21 protein-coding genes are annotated in these 19,455 nt (G+C 42.8%); 11 read left to right on the forward strand and 10 right to left on the reverse strand.

From position 1 onward, the window contains the following. Genes G5B00_RS05030 through G5B00_RS05040 form a run of 3 tightly spaced genes read right to left on the reverse strand, consistent with a single transcriptional unit; the run spans window position 1 to window position 3,815 of the window. The gene (locus G5B00_RS05030) at window positions 1-1,872 is read right to left on the reverse strand and encodes a M1 family metallopeptidase (RefSeq protein WP_163872176.1); all 1,872 of its coding nucleotides are present in this window, start codon (window positions 1,870-1,872) and stop codon (window positions 1-3) included. Window positions 1,873-1,915: 43 nt separating this feature from the next. Further along, window positions 1,916-2,371: a hypothetical protein gene (locus G5B00_RS05035; protein ID WP_163872177.1), complete on the reverse strand. Its 456-nt coding sequence runs from the start codon at window positions 2,369-2,371 to the stop codon at window positions 1,916-1,918. Continuing rightward, window positions 2,364-3,815, reverse strand: coding sequence for a WG repeat-containing protein (locus G5B00_RS05040; protein ID WP_163872178.1), 1,452 nt, complete (start codon window positions 3,813-3,815; stop codon window positions 2,364-2,366). The genes G5B00_RS05035 and G5B00_RS05040 overlap by 8 nt, the downstream gene beginning before the upstream one ends. Window positions 3,816-3,979: 164 nt before the next feature. Here G5B00_RS05040 and G5B00_RS05045 point away from each other — a divergent pair, with 164 nt between their 5' ends. Beyond that, window positions 3,980-4,399, forward strand: a complete 420-nt coding sequence (locus tag G5B00_RS05045) for a nucleoside-diphosphate kinase (RefSeq protein WP_163872179.1) — start codon at window positions 3,980-3,982, stop codon at window positions 4,397-4,399. A gap of 42 nt (window positions 4,400-4,441) precedes the next feature. On the opposite strand, the gene ybeY is transcribed toward G5B00_RS05045, so the two are convergent. After that, a complete protein-coding gene (ybeY, locus tag G5B00_RS05050; protein WP_205966307.1) occupies window positions 4,442-4,876 on the reverse strand; it encodes an rRNA maturation RNase YbeY in 435 nt (144 codons plus the stop codon). Between the two features lie 3 nt (window positions 4,877-4,879). Beyond that, the gene (gene ruvX / locus G5B00_RS05055) at window positions 4,880-5,293 is read right to left on the reverse strand and encodes a Holliday junction resolvase RuvX (protein ID WP_163872180.1); all 414 of its coding nucleotides are present in this window, start codon (window positions 5,291-5,293) and stop codon (window positions 4,880-4,882) included. A gap of 77 nt (window positions 5,294-5,370) precedes the next feature. Here ruvX and def point away from each other — a divergent pair, with 77 nt between their 5' ends. From def to coaBC, 4 genes are all read left to right on the forward strand, one after another. Next, a complete protein-coding gene (gene def, locus G5B00_RS05060) occupies window positions 5,371-6,123 on the forward strand; it encodes a peptide deformylase (RefSeq protein ID WP_163872181.1) in 753 nt (250 codons plus the stop codon). A 316-nt stretch (window positions 6,124-6,439) separates the two neighbouring features. Then, a complete protein-coding gene (locus G5B00_RS05065; RefSeq protein WP_163872182.1) occupies window positions 6,440-7,357 on the forward strand; it encodes an outer membrane protein assembly factor BamD in 918 nt (305 codons plus the stop codon). A 225-nt stretch (window positions 7,358-7,582) separates the two neighbouring features. Next, complete coding sequence (locus G5B00_RS05070; protein ID WP_163872183.1) at window positions 7,583-7,912, forward strand: DNA-directed RNA polymerase subunit omega; 330 nt, start codon at window positions 7,583-7,585, stop codon at window positions 7,910-7,912. 20 nt (window positions 7,913-7,932) lie between these two features. Then, window positions 7,933-9,138 carry a bifunctional phosphopantothenoylcysteine decarboxylase/phosphopantothenate--cysteine ligase CoaBC gene (gene coaBC / locus G5B00_RS05075; protein ID WP_163872184.1) on the forward strand — a complete coding sequence of 402 codons (1,206 nt, stop codon included), beginning with the start codon at window positions 7,933-7,935 and terminating at the stop codon, window positions 9,136-9,138. A 78-nt stretch (window positions 9,139-9,216) separates the two neighbouring features. Here the strand turns inward: coaBC and G5B00_RS05080 are convergent, their stop codons facing one another. Beyond that, window positions 9,217-10,584, reverse strand: a complete 1,368-nt coding sequence (locus G5B00_RS05080; protein WP_163872185.1) for a methyltransferase RsmF C-terminal domain-like protein — start codon at window positions 10,582-10,584, stop codon at window positions 9,217-9,219. A gap of 202 nt (window positions 10,585-10,786) precedes the next feature. Between G5B00_RS05080 and mutL the strand changes: the two genes are divergently transcribed. Genes mutL through G5B00_RS05100 form a run of 4 tightly spaced genes read left to right on the forward strand, consistent with a single transcriptional unit; the run spans window position 10,787 to window position 15,373 of the window. After that, on the forward strand, window positions 10,787-12,655 hold the full coding sequence (gene mutL, locus G5B00_RS05085; protein ID WP_163872186.1) for a DNA mismatch repair endonuclease MutL: 1,869 nt from the start codon (window positions 10,787-10,789) through the stop codon (window positions 12,653-12,655). A 14-nt stretch (window positions 12,656-12,669) separates the two neighbouring features. Next, the gene (locus tag G5B00_RS05090) at window positions 12,670-13,383 is read left to right on the forward strand and encodes a rhomboid family intramembrane serine protease (RefSeq protein ID WP_205966308.1); all 714 of its coding nucleotides are present in this window, start codon (window positions 12,670-12,672) and stop codon (window positions 13,381-13,383) included. A gap of 11 nt (window positions 13,384-13,394) precedes the next feature. Then, window positions 13,395-14,267, forward strand: coding sequence for a rhomboid family intramembrane serine protease (locus tag G5B00_RS05095; RefSeq protein ID WP_163872187.1), 873 nt, complete (start codon window positions 13,395-13,397; stop codon window positions 14,265-14,267). Further along, entirely contained in the window at window positions 14,264-15,373 is a 1,110-nt protein-coding gene (locus G5B00_RS05100) for an endonuclease/exonuclease/phosphatase family protein (protein WP_163872188.1), read from the forward strand. The genes G5B00_RS05095 and G5B00_RS05100 overlap by 4 nt, the downstream gene beginning before the upstream one ends. An 84-nt stretch (window positions 15,374-15,457) precedes the next feature. Here G5B00_RS05100 and G5B00_RS05105 read toward each other — a convergent pair whose 3' ends face one another. After that, on the reverse strand, window positions 15,458-17,068 hold the full coding sequence (locus G5B00_RS05105; protein ID WP_163872189.1) for a S41 family peptidase: 1,611 nt from the start codon (window positions 17,066-17,068) through the stop codon (window positions 15,458-15,460). Between the two features lie 266 nt (window positions 17,069-17,334). Here G5B00_RS05105 and G5B00_RS05110 point away from each other — a divergent pair, with 266 nt between their 5' ends. Further along, a complete protein-coding gene (locus G5B00_RS05110) occupies window positions 17,335-17,631 on the forward strand; it encodes a GIY-YIG nuclease family protein (protein ID WP_163872190.1) in 297 nt (98 codons plus the stop codon). An 84-nt stretch (window positions 17,632-17,715) separates the two neighbouring features. After that, window positions 17,716-18,285, forward strand: coding sequence for a hypothetical protein (locus G5B00_RS05115; RefSeq protein WP_163872191.1), 570 nt, complete (start codon window positions 17,716-17,718; stop codon window positions 18,283-18,285). Window positions 18,286-18,334: 49 nt separating this feature from the next. Here the strand turns inward: G5B00_RS05115 and G5B00_RS18380 are convergent, their stop codons facing one another. The 3 genes from G5B00_RS18380 to G5B00_RS05130 all read right to left on the reverse strand — a co-directional run bounded on the left by G5B00_RS18380 (window position 18,335) and on the right by G5B00_RS05130 (window position 19,423). After that, window positions 18,335-18,631 carry a type II toxin-antitoxin system RelE/ParE family toxin gene (locus tag G5B00_RS18380; RefSeq protein WP_163872192.1) on the reverse strand — a complete coding sequence of 99 codons (297 nt, stop codon included), beginning with the start codon at window positions 18,629-18,631 and terminating at the stop codon, window positions 18,335-18,337. Beyond that, complete coding sequence (locus G5B00_RS05125; RefSeq protein WP_163872193.1) at window positions 18,621-18,857, reverse strand: addiction module protein; 237 nt, start codon at window positions 18,855-18,857, stop codon at window positions 18,621-18,623. The genes G5B00_RS18380 and G5B00_RS05125 overlap by 11 nt, the downstream gene beginning before the upstream one ends. 71 nt (window positions 18,858-18,928) lie before the next feature. Then, window positions 18,929-19,423 (reverse strand): hypothetical protein, encoded by a 495-nt coding sequence (locus tag G5B00_RS05130; protein WP_163872194.1) that lies wholly within the window; start codon window positions 19,421-19,423, stop codon window positions 18,929-18,931. Window positions 19,424-19,455 lie beyond the last annotated feature (32 nt).

Raw genomic sequence — 19,455 nt, forward strand, 5'->3', positions numbered from 1 at the left:
TTACTTCCGCTCATAATAATTGTCGCTGGACTCCACATCCGCCAATCGCTGGGTAGGATCTATCCAGATCTTAGCGGCTGTTTTGCCCAACGGAATAGTATACGTTGGGTTGGTCCAAAAAGCATCTTCCAAAACCGTTCTTTTGACACCTTCATAAAGTTTATAGCTTTCCGCAGGTTTTTCTCCCCGCATTTCACGTAGAGGGATATAGAAAAGCTCTTTTGAACCGTCTGTATATTCGACCAATATGTCCAACGGCATAGCAAAGTCAGACTTGTTTTCTACGGTAATACCGCTGTCTGTGACATTTGTAATGGCATAGTCGATCTTCCGGGTAGTGTTGACAAATAGATTGAAGTACCATTTCAGGTTGATCCCCGAGACTTCTTCTGCCACACGTTTGAAATCGTTGGGTGTAGGGTGCTTAAATTTCCATACGTCATAGAATTTCAGGAAAGTCTTTTGCAGGTTTTCTTTTCCAATAATATATCCCAGCTGTTCGGCTAATACGGATCCTTTATTGTAAGCTTGATTTGTGTAGGCGTAGTTGGTGTTGTAATAATCTGCCAGTAGGCTCATGGGCTCTTCCTTGCCGGACAAAGCCAGCTTGTAATAACCTCGGTAGGCATCGATAACGGGATTGGTCTCCACGGATCCTCTTTTGTGGAACAGGTAGTGCATGCCCAGATCTTGGACATAGCTGGTAAAGCCTTCGTCAAACCATTCGTCGACAGTTTCGTTGATCCCGAACAGGTGTTGGTACCAGGAGTGTGCAGCTTCGTGAAAGATCACACCGACCAGACTTTGGATATTTCTGTTACCTGTCACCAAGGTGATTGTTCCGTATTCCATACCGCCGTCTCCTCCTTGCACGATCGTATAATTGGGCCATGGATATGGGCCAAACCGATCCGCACAGAAATCAAAAAACTCGGTGGCCAGACCGAGCGCCTGTGTCCAGTTTTCTTTGTTTTTCTTGCTGGAAGGGATGAATATCGTATATATTGTTATCCCACCTTTGGTTTTCGCCGAATCGATGACAAAATTTTTATCGGCCGCCCAGGCAAAGTCATGGATATTTTCGGCTTTGAAGTGCCATGTAGCTTTGTTGTCCGTGGATGGTACCTTGGCGGTTTGATCGTAACCTTTTACAGCTTTAGGATTTTGTAGTATACCTGACGCACCGATGATATAATCTTTTTGCATACGGATCGTCACATCAAAGTTGCCAAACGGCGCTATAAACTCACGGGCTACGTATTCGTCGAGATGCCATCCGAATTCGTCGAAATGTGCCATTTTAGGGTACCACTGTGTCATCGAAAATTCGACACCATCTGCGGAATTGCGGCCACTGCGACGGATCTGCTCAGGAACTTGTGCTTCCCAAACGAGATCGAATGAGGCTTCCTGTCCTGCGGCTATAGGTGTAGGCAGAGCTACTTCCAATATGGTGCCATCCACTTTGAAATCGGCCGTGACACCGTTGTATTTCAGCGACTTGATTTTTTGGTAACCTATCTGCTCCGGCTTCAACAATGAGATCCTGCTGACCAGTTTTGGTTTTTCCTTTGTGCCGATGTTGGTCATCATATTCCTACTTGGATCCGGAAGATGGGCTAGTCTATAGTCCATCATACTGCCCGGTTGAAAGGCATTGAAATATAAATGAAAGTACACTTTGGACAAGGACTGTCCCGAATTATTGGTGTATTTCAATGTCATATTGCCATCATATCGATAGGTTTTTTCATCGACATCGACAGACATTTTATAATCTACTTTTTGTTGCCAGTAGCCTTTACGTTGCGCAAATGAAAATTGGCTCAGGGCAAGGACAAAGAGGGTTAGAAAGGTGAATTGTCTTTTCATACGTCAAACATACAAAACTTTATGTTACCTAAGTATTTGTAACTTAAAACTTATAATACTCTACGCTGCTTTCCAGCAGTGCTTCGTGCAAAAGCTGGCTATCATCGTCTTTTTGGAAGAGCTTGTTGCGCCAATAGCGCGCTGTTGATTTCTTATGGAAATAGATCACGTAGAGGTTTCCTCCCGAGCGTGTGAGGCTACGGATATGGTCAATCTCGGCAAAAGGATAGGTATATGTTTTATTTTTGAACGATACCGTTAGTTTATTTTCCTCTAATGTCCATTCAGAGGGGTTTTGGCTGACTTTGACACTAATATACAAGATACCCGGAATGGTAAAGAGTACGACGATGATCTTGACGATCTCCTGTACGGGTATGACCGAACTTATCCCACCCATCACGAACAGTAAGCACAAAAAGCAGAGCATGTACTTGCCGCGGTGCAGGGTATGGATAGAAAATATCCGGTGTATGTCCTGTGTATTGGCCTTACTCATGCTCTGCCGGTTTTACTTTCTGTCCTTTGGTATTGATCCAGATGTAATCCTCTGCATCTTCAATAAGTACCTGTGCTACCCCATTCGCAAAAGAGGAAGCATACGCGTATTGAAATGGAATGATCGTCTTGCCGGTATGATCGATATAACCATATTTTCCTCCTTTTGAGGCCAAAAAGATGGTCGGTTCATCGGAGAGCGCAAGATAATCGTAAGCTTGATCTGTTATTTTTTTGTTCCCGTGAATGGTGTAAAGCGAATATTTGCCATCGTTTTCCAATGTGGTGAAGTGGGTCTCCGAGTTTTCCAAAATGTAATCATGTGTTGGAGGGACAACTTCTTTTGCTTTCAAGTCCACCAGTCCGTACCGTCCATTTTTTTGAAATGTCGCCAATCCTTTTATAGGGAAGGAAATGTGTTCGTACTTGGCAGGGATAATGGTTTTGCCATTCCTGTCCAACAGTCCGTATTGATTTTCTACATTAAAAGAAAATGACGCGCTATTCTCATCGTATGCGAGGTAATCATAGGTAAAGGGTAGGATAGGTTCACCGTTGAGGTTCATCGTTCCATATTTATAGTTGCTGTTGGATGCGATGGCCTGCTCTCCATCATATTGGGCGATATAGGTGTACACGGCTTCTGTGATAGGGTTCATCAAGGAGTCCATCAATCCGACCAATCCGGATACGCTATCCGTGTAGAGCAGCCTATTGTCGGCGACAGCTTGTGGGCCGGAGTTGGAATCATCAAATGGAGCTTCTACCAGCGTATAATCCTCCGGAACTTGAAAAATAGAAAGATCCATATCTTCTTTGGTGATTTGGCGAGCTTCCAAGCCTATACCCATAGCGGAGATCTGTAGTGCGGCTCCTGGCAATTTGGCCAAATAGGCGTACTCTCCCCAATATAGTGTCGGAACCTCTTCGGTATACCAGATATCGACGTAGACAGGTTGTTCGGTGTTGCTTGCTACTTTAATCTGTGCCAGCTTACAGGGATATCCGGCAATGGTTTTTTCTTTGCCCTTGACAAACTCGACAGCAAGATCACTCAACAGGTCATAGCTGTCTCCTAAATCCAATATTTTGTCGGTTATGCTTGGCGTAAGGCTATATTGCTTCAACTGTGGATAGAGGATGAAAGACTCGTCCTTGGCTTTATTCGTAATCTGTATGCTCTCCTGCAAGAGTCCGGAGGATATCCATAGGTAATCTTTATTGACATAGGCCTGTGCCACAGGTTTGTCTTCCTCCTGAAATATGGAGGCCATCAAGGCTGTCATGGCGAGTTGTTTCTTAGCCTCATCCTTCTCGTTCTCTACATCTATGTTTTTTAGTCCTTCGGAGATGTAAAAACCATAATCGATTTTGAAGGTATTTTGTTGGGCAAATAACGTGCTGCAGATACCAATCCAAATGCACAAAAGCAGGAGTTTTTTCATCAATATTATATTCAGATAGTGTGATGTACAAAGATGAGAAAAATCCGCATCATTTGTTTGAGCCTGTTTAAATTTATAGGGTGAAATTTTTTATAGGCTCTTATGTATATCTTTAAAATTTGATGTGATAATTCGTACCTTTGCAAAAAATTTTAAATCAAGTCATGGCAACGAACAGAACTTTTACGATGATTAAGCCGGATGCGGTAGCAAATGGCCACATTGGCGCTATTTTGAATGATATTATTGCAGGTGGTTTCAAGATCATCGCGATGAAATATATCCACTTGTCGAGAGAGAATGCGGGTAATTTCTATGCTGTACACAAAGACAGACCTTTTTACGGAGATTTGATCGATTTCATGACTTCTGGCCCTATTGTGGCAGCTATCTTAGAAAAAGACAATGCTGTGGAAGATTTTCGCAAATTGATCGGTGCTACTGACCCTTCAAAAGCCGAACAAGGTACGATCCGCAATAAATATGCAAAATCTATCGATGCTAATGCGATACACGGTTCGGACTCGGACGAAAATGCCGAAATCGAAGGAAACTTCTTCTTCTCTCAGTTTGAGCGATTTTAAGATAAAAATCATTGTAGAGACGCAATGCATTGCGTCTCTACATTAAAAACCTCGTTTCGCTAAGTAGGTGTTCTCCTTGGCGGTCATCATTTCCTTATCTTCTTTTTTCTTGTCCCTGTAGCCGCATAGGTGCAACACACCGTGTATAATGACCCGATGTAGCTCGTCCTTCTCGGAAACTTTAAATTTTTGGGCATTGTCACGCACACGATCTACCGAAATAAAGATATCTCCGGCAATGACATCCTCGTTTTCCGAAGAATCGAAGGTCACGATGTCCGTATAGGTGTCGTGTTGGAGATACTGCTTGTTGATGTCGAGCAGGTAATCGTCCGAGCAGAAAATAAAATTCAATTCTGATACGCGCTTAAATCCCTCTTCGATCACTGTTTTATTGATCCATTCACGTATCTTTTGTTTCTGTGCTAGGGTAAAGACGATGTCCTCCGTAAAAAATGAGATGTCTTTAATGGCCATAATTCAATAACTTTGGGTTTCCATGTATGTTTGCAGGATAAGGGTGGCCGAGACGGTGTCTACCAGACCCTTTTGTTGTTTTTTCTGTTTTTTCAGATTGCTTTGTGCAATGGCGGCCGAAGCTATCTTCGAGGTAAACCGTTCGTCCACTTCCACAATGGGGATATGAGGGTATTCCTTTTTCAGTCTGCGGACAAAGCCTGTCACATGTTGTGCAGATTGGGAAGCTGTACCATCCATTTGTACGGGCTTGCCTACGATAAAAGTCTCCACAGCTTCCTTTGCCGTGTATTCTTTCAGAAAATCCCATATCTTTTCGGGATGTATGGTGTCCAGTGCCGTTGCAATGATCTGCATCGGGTCGGATACTGCAATACCTATCCGCTTTGTTCCATAATCAAAAGCCATCAATCGCATAAGCGCTTTTTCTGTTTCTGCAAAGGTACAATTCCAATATTAGGATTAAATCAATAATTTTGGAAAAAGTCATTCGTATGAAAGTTACTATAGGCTTGTTGCTACTCCTGTATAGTTGTTCGCCGCTGTTTTCAAAAGACGTGATCGGAAAGGAAATAGGGCAGGAAAATCATCTTGAAACCATTATCTTTGTTCAATCATACAAAAGCAACGTATCCGTGAATATAGACAGCGTCGAAAATTTTAGCGAGATCGAAAAAACAATCATCTTGTCCGGGGAAGCTACCGATAAACTCCATGTATATCAAATAACGGATGAAAAGGAATTGACCGTTCTGAAAAACCCCTCGCAAGACATTCGTCACGATTATCCATTGTTGCAAACTTTGGCAACCCGTATGCTGGCCACGGTACAGGACCCTGAGCATGCAGGTGTAGGCATTGCAGCTCCACAAGTAGGCATCAATAAGAGTCTGATATGGGTTCAGCGGTTTGACAAAGTAGATGCCCCGTTTGAATTTTACATCAATCCTAGGATCGTCTGGCGTTCCAAACTGTCTCGAAAAGGAACAGAGGGTTGCCTTTCTATTCCGGATCGCAAAGAAGACATAGAGCGCAGTTATGCCATACGCCTACAATATCAAAGTCTGGATGGAAGCCTAAAAGAAGAAAATGTCGAAGGTTTTACGGCTGTCATCTTCCAGCACGAAATAGACCACCTTTTTGGTGTCCTCTACCCCGATCGGCTCGAAGAACAACTCCAAGAGGAACGCATTCCCTTGAACGAAAAAATCCAGTTTTCTATGGAGAGGGGGGACATCGTTCCTTAGAATCCATAAGGTTTTGAATATCCTTTTTATTTGCAATACAATTGTTTAGGTACTTACATTGTAGAATACTGTCCCCCTTTGGAGGGAGTAGGGGGAGGTAAGAATATCAAGAAAATGAAAGAGGCTTTATTTGATTTTTCAGCCTCCCCCTCCCACGCTCATTGCAACCGCACTCCCCCTCAATGAGGGGGATATATTAAAAGCTAGGTTAAAGTTTGTTAAACTCGCCTTTGCACTGAAGTTTGAATCCCTTAAAACCATTAAATTGCGTGCTAAAATGTATGGTTTATAATTTTAATTGATGTATCTTTGCAAAATGTTATTAAATAGGCGTATTAGTGCACTTCTATTTGTGGTGTTGTTTTTTGTGCTTTTCACAGGCTGTAAGAGCAAGTTTGAAAAGCTGAAAAACAGTAATAACATCACTATGAAGTATCAGGAAGCCGTGAAATTCTATGAAAAAGGCAAATATTCCAAAGCCCAGATACTGTTTGACGATTTGGCGAGCAAGTATCGGGGACGTACGGAAGCCGAAGATTTGTTTTATTTCCTGGCTTATACAAATTACCGCCTGAAGGATTATACTTCTGCACGTTTTCATTTCAAACGTTTTGCCGAAACATATCCCAACAGCCCTAGGGCCGAAGAATGTAGATTCATGTCCGCATATTGCTATTATGTCGAATCCCCTCGTTCTACCTTGGATCAGGACAATACGCGAAAAGCAATTGACGAACTACAGCTCTTTGTCAATATCTATCCAGAGTCTGAACGTGCCAAAGAGGCTGGGGAGTTGATCCAAAACCTAAGGGACAAGCTGGAGAAAAAAGCATTTGATAATGCCAAGCTGTATTATAATATGGGTACAGCCGATGATTATAGGGCTGCTGTGATTGCTTTGGAAAATGTGTTGAAAACCTATCCCGACACAAAATATGCCGAGGAGATAGAGTTTTTGATCATCAAATCCCAATACCTGTATGCGGACAACAGCTATCCGAACAGGCAGGAGCAAAGGTTCAATGACGCGATCGATTATGCTGAGCACTTTTTGGAGCAATATGAACAAAGCAAGTATCGTGGAGAAGCAAGTAGCCTAAAGGAGAGTGCCGGAAAGAAAATCGTAGTGGCCATGCGTAAAATGGATGAGATCAATAAGATTCGTGAAGAGCAGAATAAAGAATTGGGCATTACGGATTTGAAGGATGTTTCGGCTAGTAGTGAGACTAAATGAGTAAAAATTTAAAGGAACCACATAGATACATAGAAATGTCTAAGTTGCTCATCATGGTTGGAAAATCAAGATAATATAGACGAAAATAAATTTTCAAACATAGGTCTATCCAAACTATGGTAATGCCTTTAGGTATCTTTGTTTGTCTGATATGTAATTTAGACGTTAAGAGCTATGTTCCTATGTGGTTAGAAATAAAAGTAAAAATACAATAATATATAAAGCATGAGTCAAGTAAAAAGCAATACTGTTCCGAATACGACAGTAACAAGAGACTTAAGGGATTTGGACAAAGGAACGGACAACTTGTACGAGTCTATCGTTGTCATCAGCAAAAGAGCCAATCAGATTGCTGTGGAGGTGAAAGAAGAGCTAAACTCCAAATTGGCTGAATTTGCAAGCAGCAATGACAATTTGGAAGAAGTATTCGAAAACCGTGAGCAGATCGAGATATCGAAGCATTATGAGCGTATGCCAAAGCCTACTTTGGTCGCTATCGACGAATTTCTGAATGATAAGGTTTATTTCAGAAATCCGAGCAAAACGCAAGAATAATTCCCCAACCCTTTAAAGCCATGTCTTTAAAAGGCAAAAATATTTTGCTAGGCGTATGCGGCAGTATTGCCGCATACAAAATAGCTTCCCTCATTCGGCTATTGGTAAAAGCCGAAGCAGAGGTGCAGGTCGTGATGACGCCTGAGGCAACCCAATTTATTACGCCTCTAACACTCTCCACCCTTTCCAAAAAACCTGTTTTTGTCGATTATTATGATCCGAAAACCGGCGAGTGGAACAATCATGTGCATCTGGCTTTGAAAGCAGATCTTTTGTTGGTGGCACCTGCCTCTGCCAATACATTGGCCAAGTTTGCCCACGGATTGTGTGACAACCTCTTAACAGCTTGTTATTTGTCGGCCAAGTGTCCCGTGTACCTTGCTCCTGCCATGGATCTGGATATGTGGAAACATCCCGCCACGAGACAAAATATCGAAAAGCTACAAGCTCATGGTAATGTGCTGATCCCTCCAGGCGAAGGTGAGTTGGCTAGTGGTCTTGTGGGTGAGGGTAGATTGGCCGAGCCGGAGGACATTTTTGCTTTTTTGAAAAGTTCACTTACTGTCGCGTTACCTTTGTCCGGCAAGAAAGCACTGGTCACAGCGGGCCCAACCTATGAGGCTATTGATCCGGTGCGGTTCATCGGCAATCATTCCAGTGGAAAGATGGGTTATGCTATTGCGAAGGCCTTGGCGCGTCTCGGTGCAGAGGTCACGTTGATATCCGGACCGACAGATTTGGCTACTCCGCCTTCCGTGTATCGTGTCGATGTGCGCTCGGCACAACAAATGTTTGAAGCAGCCTCGGCTCATTTTGGGGATAGTGATATCGTCGTCATGAGTGCTGCAGTAGCAGATTATACCCCTCAAGAAGTTGCCGATCAAAAAATCAAGAAAAAAGCAGAGGATTTCAATATAACACTCAAGAAAACCGTAGATATTCTGGGGACATTAGGCCAACAGAAAACGGCCAGACAGACTTTGGTTGGTTTTGCCCTCGAAACCAACAACGAACTGGAAAATGCCCAGAACAAATTGATTCGCAAGAATGCAGATTTCATCGTGCTGAATTCAATGCAGGACAAAGGAGCCGGATTTGCGACGGATACCAACAAGGTGACCGTCCTGCAAAAGGACGGGAAAGTGATACCGTTCGACCTCAAATCAAAAGACGATGTCGCAAGAGACATCTGCGATCTTATTGTTCAGCATCAGTTTAGGCAGTAGGCTATAGGCCCTATACTATAGGCTCAAAGCTTACAGCCTAAAGTCTATCGCTTATAGCCTAGAGCTTACGGCCTACAGCTATAAAACGGCTATCCTTAATTCTTTTGGGTAATAATTGTTGATACGGTTGGGCATGGCTTTTATCCACCCCAGATTGACGCCTTGGTAACGCATCAGCACCCAGCCTTTTAGATTGTTGGTATTGACACCGGGATCTACCGTTTCTTTTCGGAGATAATTCAAAGCCTCATCCAATTCCAGTTCAATAGCCGGTAAATCGGGCAATATACGTACACTCAAAGCCAGATCGTGTGAAGGCACCAGTTCCTTTCCAGTCAGTTTACCGATCGGTGTGCCTGCATTTTTCAGATAAAGGACCTGTTGTAAGGCTTTCAGATCAACTTCGTATAATTTGGGAAAAACATGTAGGTCATCGTGATGTGCAAAGGTGTATAAGCCTTCCATGTCTAGCCAGTTCTTGGCCAAGGCTTGTGGGGCATTGTTTCTGTCCAGCTTGATCTTCTTGCGGGAAAAAGTTGTTTGTTCATTTTTTTTCTGCAAGACGGCAAAGAAGAAACCTTCGCCACCCACCTTGTGCGGATAGAAACGATACCCATGTGCTCCGTGTAGGGGACTTTGCGTTTGGTCTATTCCCCACGCCTCATCTACCGATAGTGACAGAGGCGCCATCCCCCATTCGTCGATAAGCCAATCGACGATGTCCTCATTCTCTTCTTTTGAATACGAACAGGTGGAATAGAACAGATAACCGTCCTGTGTCAAGCTGTCCAGGCTATGGGCTAGGATACGTTTTTGCCGTTCGCTGCACAATTTGACATTGGCCAATGACCACTCATCAATGGCTGCATGATCCTTGTGAAACATCCCCGAACCCGAGCAAGGGGCATCTACTACCAAAAGATCAAAGTACCCCGGCAGATGCTTAAAGGCTGAAGGGTCGTTGTTGGACACGACCACATTTGGGTTTCCCCAGCGCATCAGATTGTCGGATAGTATATTGACCCTTGCTTTGATGATCTCGTTTGATACCAGTAAGCTTTGGGGATGCAGCGCGGCATTCAGCAAAGTCGATTTGCCCCCCGGAGCTGCACATAGATCCAATGCTTTCAAAGGCTTGTCCGCCAGGGAAAGCTGTGCGATGGCATGGGCGAGAAACATGGAGCTGGCCTCCTGCGAATAATAGCAACCGGCATGAAAAAAAGGATCTAATGTAAAAATGGGTCTCTCTTTCAGATAAAATCCTTCCGTACACCAAGGAATGGATCCTGCTATGCCCAACGAAGTGTAATCAAAGGATTTCAGCGGGTTGATCCGTATCGAATTTGTCTTTTCTTCTTCTTCGTGCTTATAGACGAAAGCTTCTATATCGAATTCGGGGTCTTCTTTGAGATGATTGATCAGATCATTGGGTAGCTTGTTGCTCATCTCCAAAAATAAAAAGTAAAAAGTGAAAATTCAAAAAGATCTCTTTGGCTGGAATGCACAAATATTAGTAAGTTATATAGATAGTACATACGCATGTCTCCTTTGGGGGCTATCGTGTACACACAATAAGCTCTACGAACAGGGTTGAATAAAGGCAAAATACAAGTTATCGACTTTCATTTTTTTCGTAACTTCGCAAGATATGTCGGATATTATTCAACTATTACCGGACGCCGTCGCTAATCAGATTGCTGCGGGAGAGGTCGTGCAACGCCCTTCTTCTGCCGTAAAAGAACTTATGGAGAATGCCATAGATGCAGGTGCAGATCGTATCAAGCTCATTATCAGGGATGCAGGCAAATCTTTTATCCAAGTCATCGACAATGGGTGCGGTATGAGTGTGACGGATGCCAGGCTTTGCTTTGAACGACATGCAACCAGTAAAATCCGCAAGGCAGAAGATTTATTTGCTATCCGTACAATGGGGTTTCGGGGTGAAGCCATGGCTTCAATAGCTGCGATTGCGCAGGTGGAGCTTAAGACCCGTCGAGCCGAAGACGAACTGGGTACGGTCATACAGATCGAAGGATCCCAGGTCGTGGACCAACAGCCCGAAGCGCTTCCTGAAGGGACCAGCATCTGTGTCAAAAACCTGTTTTACAATGTGCCTGCACGTCGGAATTTTTTGAAAAGCAATGCCGTAGAAATGCGCCATATCATCGATGAGTTTCAACGTTCGGCACTGGCACATCCAGAGATATTCTTCAGCCTGCACAGTGACGGGCAGGAAGTCTTTCACCTTCCGGCAGGAACCCTAAAACAACGTATTATCCATATTTTTGGCAACAATTACAACCAAAAACTGGTGCCTGTAGAGGAAGATACGACCATCTTGTCTGTGCATGGTTTTGTTGGCAAACCCGAATACGCCAAAAAAACACGTGGCGAGCAGTTCTTCTTTGTCAACAAACGTTTCGTCAAGGACCCCTACCTTCACCATGCCGTGATGAATGCCTATGACGGTATCCTTGCGGCAGATACCTATCCGTTGTATGTACTCTTTATTGAGATCGATCCGGCCAAAATCGATATCAATGTGCACCCTACCAAAACCGAAATCAAATACGAGGACGAAAAGGCCATATATGCTATTCTCCGCTCGGCGGTGAAGCGTTCGCTAGGACGGTATAATATTGCTCCGTCGCTGGATTTTGAGCAAGAGACCAGTTTCAGTAATTTTATCACCTCTAAACCTTTGGAAGAGATTCAAGCTCCAACGATTTCGTTCAACCCAAATTTTAATCCATTTCATACGGAAGACGATGCGTCCAGATCATCTGGTGTATCGAGATCTAGTCAGTACAGTTCTAGTTTTGAGCATAAATCCGGAATTCCCCAAAATTGGGATACACTATACAAAATTACTGAACAGGAGAGCACCGAGCAGCTGCATTTGCGACCGGAGGAAAAGGAAGATGATGGTTTGTGGTCTCCTGCGGTACGTCAGCGGCAGTTTTTTCAGATTCATAATAGGTATATCGTTTCGCAGATCCATTCGGGTTTTATTCTGATTGATCAGCAGGCGGCGCATGAACGTATACTCTTTGAACATTATCTCGAACAGCTGGATCAGCACAAAGGAACCAGCCAACAGAGCCTTTTCCCCGTTACTATTGATCTGAATGCTGCAGATTTTGCTTTGATGTCTGATCTTCTTCCCGATTTGCAGACCTTGGGTTTCCAATTGCGTCCTTTCGGAAAAACAACCTATATCATCGATGGTATTCCGGCCGATCTGGGAAATGTCAATGAAACTACTGTGATCGAGCAATTGCTGGAGGATGTCAAAAACAGCAAATCGGATCTGAAAATCAGTAAACGTGAAAACTTGGCCAAAAGCTTGGCGCGAAGTGCCGCGATAAAAGCCGGAACAGAGCTGGATAACGATGAGATGGCAGAATTGATCGACAGGTTGTTTGCTTGTCAAAGCCCTAATCTGTCCATTTCCGGAAAGCCTACTCTTGTGACGTTTACTTTGCAGGAACTACTCGAAAAATTTGATAAAATATAACGTAATAAAAATAGATGAACAATATCCTATCCAATCTCTCGCCCGTTGTCAAAAATCTTTTGATCATCAATGTGATATGCTTTGTCGGGACGTTAGCTTTTGAGCCGGCTACCCGTCTCTTTGGGGTTTATTATCCGGATTCACCATTTTTCAAGATATGGCAGCCTATTACGTACATGTTTATGCATGGTGGTTTTACCCATTTGTTTTTTAATATGTTTGCCCTTGTCATGTTTGGGCCTATTATCGAAGGGGTATTTGGTTCGAAAAGGTTTCTGAATTACTATTTGATTTGTGCATTAGGCGCTTTAGTACTACAATATGGGGTACAGGCTATCGAAGTACAGCAAATTGTTGGAAGTGTACGTGCAGGATCTTATCTCAACTATGATCTGGTGCAAAATAGGGTATCTACATCACTGAATATTTCCCAAAGCTCGTTTGACACATTAGTAGCTATATACGGTACGCCTATGGTCGGTGCATCGGGTGCGATTTTTGGATTATTGCTGGCTTTTGCGTATCTTTTTCCGAATATGCCGCTTTATTTTATGTTTATCCCGGTGCCGATCAAGGCCAAATATTTTGTTGGGGCATACATTTTGATTGAGATTTACCTGGGCTTTAACAATACGGGTTCGTCTATCGCACACTTGGCACACGTAGGTGGAGCATTGTTTGGGTATCTATTGATAAAGCTCTGGCGTATACGAAAAGGACGATATTAAAAAAGGACGATATGAAAGAAAATGTCGTAAAATCGTTTTTACGGGATACGTATCAGACATCTTCCCCGATTCCGTTTATCATCACGGGACAGGCTGTGGTATTTGTGCTGATGCATATCTTAGAACTGGTTGCTTTTGCAGAAATCACCGACGATAATCTGTTTTCTTTCTTTTTGGTTCAGTTGAGTTTACCGGCCTCATGGACAGGCCTTGTCCAGCAACCTTGGGCTATCTTGACGCACCCCTTTATTTATGAGGGTATTTTTGAAGTGCTCTTCGACTGCTTATGGCTATATTGGATAGGTACTCTATTTTTGAACTTGCTGGGTAAACGCCAGTTTTGGATGGTTTTTGGTGGAGGGCTGTTGGGTGGAGCATTGTTGTATCTCCTTCTCGGCCAGTTTGGTATTTTTCAGGAAGAGAGCTATTGGAATAGCACGGCATTTGGTCTTGCGGCCCTCATTGGTAGTATAACTGTACTGACTCCCTCCATGGAGGTCAGATTGTTTCTTTTTGGGAATGTAAAATTTAAGACAATCGCTTTGGTGTACCTTAGCTTGGACTTGATTTTTACAGGTCTTGTGAATGCACAGGCAATCTTGCCTTATGTCGCTATGGTGGGATATGGTATGACCTTTATGTACCAACTGAAAAAGGGTAATGACTGGAGTACTGTTTTGAAGCTGCGCAAAAGAAGAAAACTTAAAGTCATCCACCATAAAAAGGTCGAGAGAGTAACTGCTTCAGGGAGAAAGCATACCACAGACATGCCTAATCAGGAAGAAATCGATAGAATATTGGATAAAATTTCGCAAAGCGGCTACGATAATCTAACTTCGTACGACAAAGAAGTGCTTTTCAGGGCAAGCAAGCAAGATCAATGATGGCAGATAAACGTAGGCAAAAGCTTGGTTATTTTAGTAAAACCGTATTTATAGCGAATGTACTTGCCGTCATTGCCTTATTGTTGAGCTATGGTGCGGGCTATATCGATCCGGCTTCTTTTTGGCCCCTTGCCTTTTTTGGATTGGCTTATCTGCCCATACTTTTGGTCAATCTGGGGTTTGTCTTTTATTGGTTGGTTCGCAAAAGAAGATATATGCTTTTAAGCCTCGTCCCCATTGTAGCGGGGTGGACACTGTTGAGTAAGCATATTAATTTTAAAAACAGCCAAGCCAAGCTTGTCGTAAAACCTGAGAACAATATCCGTATCATGAGCTTTAATGCTCACCTGTTTCAGCATACGGGGGATATGAACGATGATTTTAAGGAAGAAACGATCGAGTTGGTCAATACCGTCAATCCGGATATCATCTGTTTTCAAGAATTTTATAGCCGGATAAGGGGTGATAAGCAGTTTGCCAAAATGCTGAAGGAACAAGGTAGCTTTGAAGACTACTATTTTGAACCTACTGTCAAAAATGATTTGGAAGGGTATGGACAGGCTGTCTTTTCGAAGTTCCCGATTATTCACTCCGGGTCGATCGCCAAACATGGCTACGGTGTCAATAGAATTATATTCGTTGATATCAAGCGGGAAGCGGATACCTTACGGATATATAATGTGCACTTGCGTTCGTTTGCCCTACAAGAGGAAGATAAGGAATTCATTCAGAAATCAGCCAGTGAGCAGGTCAAAGATGAAGCGGGGACAAAGCGTATAGGTCGTAAACTGAAACGGGCATTTACCAATCGGAGCGAGCAGGCAAAATTGCTTCGAAGCCATATCGACGGAAGTCCTTACCCTTGTGTCGTTGCAGGAGATTTTAACGATACCCCGATGTCCTACAGTGTCAATCTGATTGGCAAGGGGCTGAAAAATGCTTTTTTGGAGCAAGGTTTTGGCTGGGGAGTGACCCATTATGAAATGTTACCCATATTCCAGATTGATTATATTTTTTGTAGCAAGCAATTTCAAGTAGACAATTATGGTATCGTCAAGGAGCGCCTATCGGATCATTATCCGATCTGGGCGGATCTGGGATTGTAGTAGAGGCGAGATCTCGTCTCGCCGAGACATGGTGCTGTTTCTACAGTTGATCTGGTTGTTGTAGAGACGCAATGCATTGCGTCTCTACAGGATCGGTGGATCCGGCAAAAGAATCTCCAGAGCTTTCTCGACAAAATCGTCTGTACGATTTTTGACCTTAAAATAAGCTTCCCGTCCAAAGTAATAACGACCGACAATAGCCTCGATATCTGTTTGGATGAGCTCCAAAAGGTCTTTCCTTTTTCGCTCATTGACTACAATTCCTTTTGTGGCCAAGTATTGAATGAACATATCATACTCCTGCTGTGGCAAATGATAACCCTGTAGAAAGTTTTCTATCGAATATGCAGGCAGATGTGTGGTGAACCGTTCATAGACAAATTGCTCTAGATAGCTGGATCTCACGATCTCTTGGTACAATAGACTAATCGCGTTGGAGTCTAATGAAACAGGTACATCGGGATTGATGCCACCCCCACTAAAAAGCTGTCTCCCTTCGGTTGTCTCGTAGACCTGGGCATGGGCGAATGTAGTGTCCAATGCCCATAGACCTTTGTACATCGTCGCATGTTCGATCATATTCGACCAGTTTGCCGTATATTTTTTCTGTATGCTCCTTCCCAAAGGTGTATAGTATCGGGATATACTGAGATTGATCCGAGAGCCATCTGCAAAATCAAACTGTTCTTGCACGATGCCTTTTCCGAAGGAACGTCGTCCCACGATGGTCGCCCTATCCCAGTCCTGCACGGCTCCGGACAATATTTCTGAGGCAGAAGCCGTTGATTCATTGATCAGGACGACGAGTTTGCCTTCTGCAAAAGAACCATTGCCCTCTGAAAAATATTCTTTCCTTTGTTCGTGTGCTCCATCGGTGTAGACAAGTAGTTTTTTATCATGAAAGAATTCATTTGCTACACGGATGGCAATATGAAAATATCCACCACCATTGTCCCGTAAATCCAGGATAAGGTTGTTTGCTCCTTGTTTTTTCAAGTCGAGGATCGCGGCTTTGAAATCTTCGGCTGTTTTCAGCCCGAAACGACGGATTTTGATATAACCTACCGTAGGGCGGATCATGTACGATACATCGATGGAACTCACCTGGATCTGGTCTCTTATGACCGTAATAGCGGCATCCAAAAATCTTCCGTCCCGGATGATCTGTAGCTTGACACCTGTTCCTTTTTTTCCTCTTATCAATCTTTCGACGACCTTTCGGGCCACACTCTTGCCTGTCACTTGCACAGAGTCGATCTGAAAGATGCGATCGCCAACCTTGACTCCTGCCTTTTCTGCCGGTCCGTTGGTGATGATGCCTACAACCAATAATGTGTCGTTCAAGTTGAAGTACTCCAGTCCTATACCTTCAAAAGTTCCCTCCAAGACTTCGTTCTGCACCTGTGTATCATTGGGTTGCAAGTAAGAAGAGTAGGGGTCCAAATGAGATACAATATGGTTGATCGCTCCATTTTGTAAGGAGTCCAGATCCAGGCTATCCATATAGCTACGGGTGATCAGGTCGAGTGCCTGCTGTATCTTGTAGGAGTTGTCCGAAAGGCCAATAGGTACGAGGGAACTGCCGGGGTTATTGCCCTGCTGATCTATATAATTTTGTCCCAATATAAGCCCCAGTAATAGCGTCGCCGCATATGTAGCAGCTACGAAAATATTACGACCCGTACCTTTTTGCATTTGACTGCAAAATTAAGGAGTAATTTTAACATCTGCCACACTTGCAGACATTTAAAATTTTTTAAATTCCTCTTGACGTTGGACGACAAAAGAGTAGGAACGGCAAAAACGGACCGCTTTCTTTGTCATGTTGACGATAGGAAACATCTGTGCGGTATAGATTCCTCGGTGAGCCTCGGAATGACAAAACGACGAGAGATCGAAAAATTTGCCGCCCTCACGATAGTATAGAATAAATGATATAGAAAATTAGTAGTTTAGCAGATATGGATCACAATTACTTTGTATATATACTTACGAATTATAGTAAGACAGTATTGTATATCGGGGTAACTAACGATTTGCAAAACCGTTTATATCAGCATCAAGAAGACGCCAAAGGAGAAAAACGACATTTTACGGGTAAATATAATGTTGTCTATCTGATATATTGGGAACATTTTCAATGGATTCAACATGCCATTGAGCGAGAAAAAGAATTGAAAGGTTGGCGTAGGTCCAAGAAAGAGGAATTGATCAATGAATTTAATCCTGATTGGAAGTTCTTGAACAATGAAGTATAATGGATAGATTCCTCCTGGTGTCGGAATGACAAAAGAATAAGAAGACCAAGCATTTTATCTAAGTTTGGAAAACAGAACACTGCTATGCACGAGATCGAACCTTTTTACAATTGGCGCCATGACTACATCGCTGCGGACGATGAGCGGTCGCCTTTTTATGGTACGGTGTACAACGAGTTTGAGTTTGACAAGCAGGTGTATAATTTTCTTTTGCATCCGCAGTGGGATGAATTTGGTTCTCTAACGCTTTATCTCAAGATTTTGTATGTGGATTATGACGATCGCTATGCGATTATTGAGCTGATTGGCGAATGGAATGATGCGATATACAATGATATTATGTTGCTCAAGCGGGAAGTCATCGATGTGATGATCGGAGAGGGTATTACCCATTTTATCCTTATCGGCGAGAATGTATTGAATTTTCATGCCTCGGATGACCTCTACTACGAGGAATGGTTTCAGGATATTGAGGATGGTTGGATCGCTGCCCTACATTTCAGGGAGCATGTTATGGATGAGTTTTATCAGCACAATATTGACTACTATATCAATTTTGGTGGTTTTTTGAATGAGATTCCTTGGCGTACGTTGAAGCCCAAACAGCTTTATCATTATGTGCGGGAGCATTTGCAGAAGCGGTTGGGGGAGTAATTGTATGGCAAAAGAAAAGGTTCGTACCAAGCAGAGAGGCTGTTAATGGTTACACTCTTTTTATTCCAGTTAAAGGATTTCTTTTGTTGTGTAGAACTGCATGAACAAAAACAATGTCTTCTTCTATAGTATAATATAACCCATAAGGAAACTTGTTCAAAAAAAGAACCCTTATCTGATTATATCGTTTTTGAAAATACTCTGGATTTTTTGTTATGGTATCAAAACCCGAATCGAGTTCTAATAAGAATTTTTTGGGAAGATACTCTGATTGATTAATATACCATTCTAAGATTTCTCTAATATCGTTCTCAGCTAGGGATTTTACAATCAGCCTATAAATCATATTTTTGCATTAAGGAATTTTTGATTTCTTCCCAAGACTTTCCGTCGTTAGGGTGTTCATGATGAAATTTTACCCTCTCGTCCAAGATTTCCTTGTGGACTGGTGACAAACCAACCTCTTCCTCTTGATAACTATCTACCAATGCATTTATCATTCGTAACAATTTATCATCAGCTGAATTGATTTTTTCAACAATTTGTTTCTTTAAATCTATTGTTACACCCATTGTCATAACATTTGTTATCCAAATTTACAGATTTTTTTGATTATTTCTAATATACAAGATTTACCAATATATTATCTCTTTTTAAGCGATTCCCTTTTGTACAATCCGGGAGTGGCATGGTCGCCTTCTTCAAAATCAAAATGGACCATCTGTACCTCCTTTGGCTCGGTTAGCGTAAAGAGGGCGACAGACATATAAGCTCTTGCTCCGGCAGAGCCCATCTGTTGAGTAAGGACAGTGGCGGTATCGATCCTGACAAATAGCGTATCTCCGTTTTGCTTTACAAAATCCAACTGTACTTTGTCCTTGTACATGGTATTGATCGTCTGTATAGCTTCTTCAACCGTGAGGTTGCTCGATGCTGAATCTACACGTACCAAGCTGTCCGCTTCGTAGTCATATTCCCATATCGGATTGTATTCAAAGGTGCTTTCTTCTTCCACAGGTGGGGATGTCGGAGAAGTACTTTCGGAAGGTGTCTTTTTTGTATCGTGTACACAAGCCCAACACAAGAGCATTGTCAGCAAGAGAAATATGGAGAGCCGGATTGTTTGATACTTTTTCATATGCACAGTATTCTCCTCTAATTTAAGGATAT

Origin of the sequence: Parapedobacter sp. SGR-10 (genome assembly GCF_011030405.1) — a bacterium.
Taxonomy (GTDB): Bacteria; Bacteroidota; Bacteroidia; order Sphingobacteriales; family Sphingobacteriaceae; genus Sphingobacterium.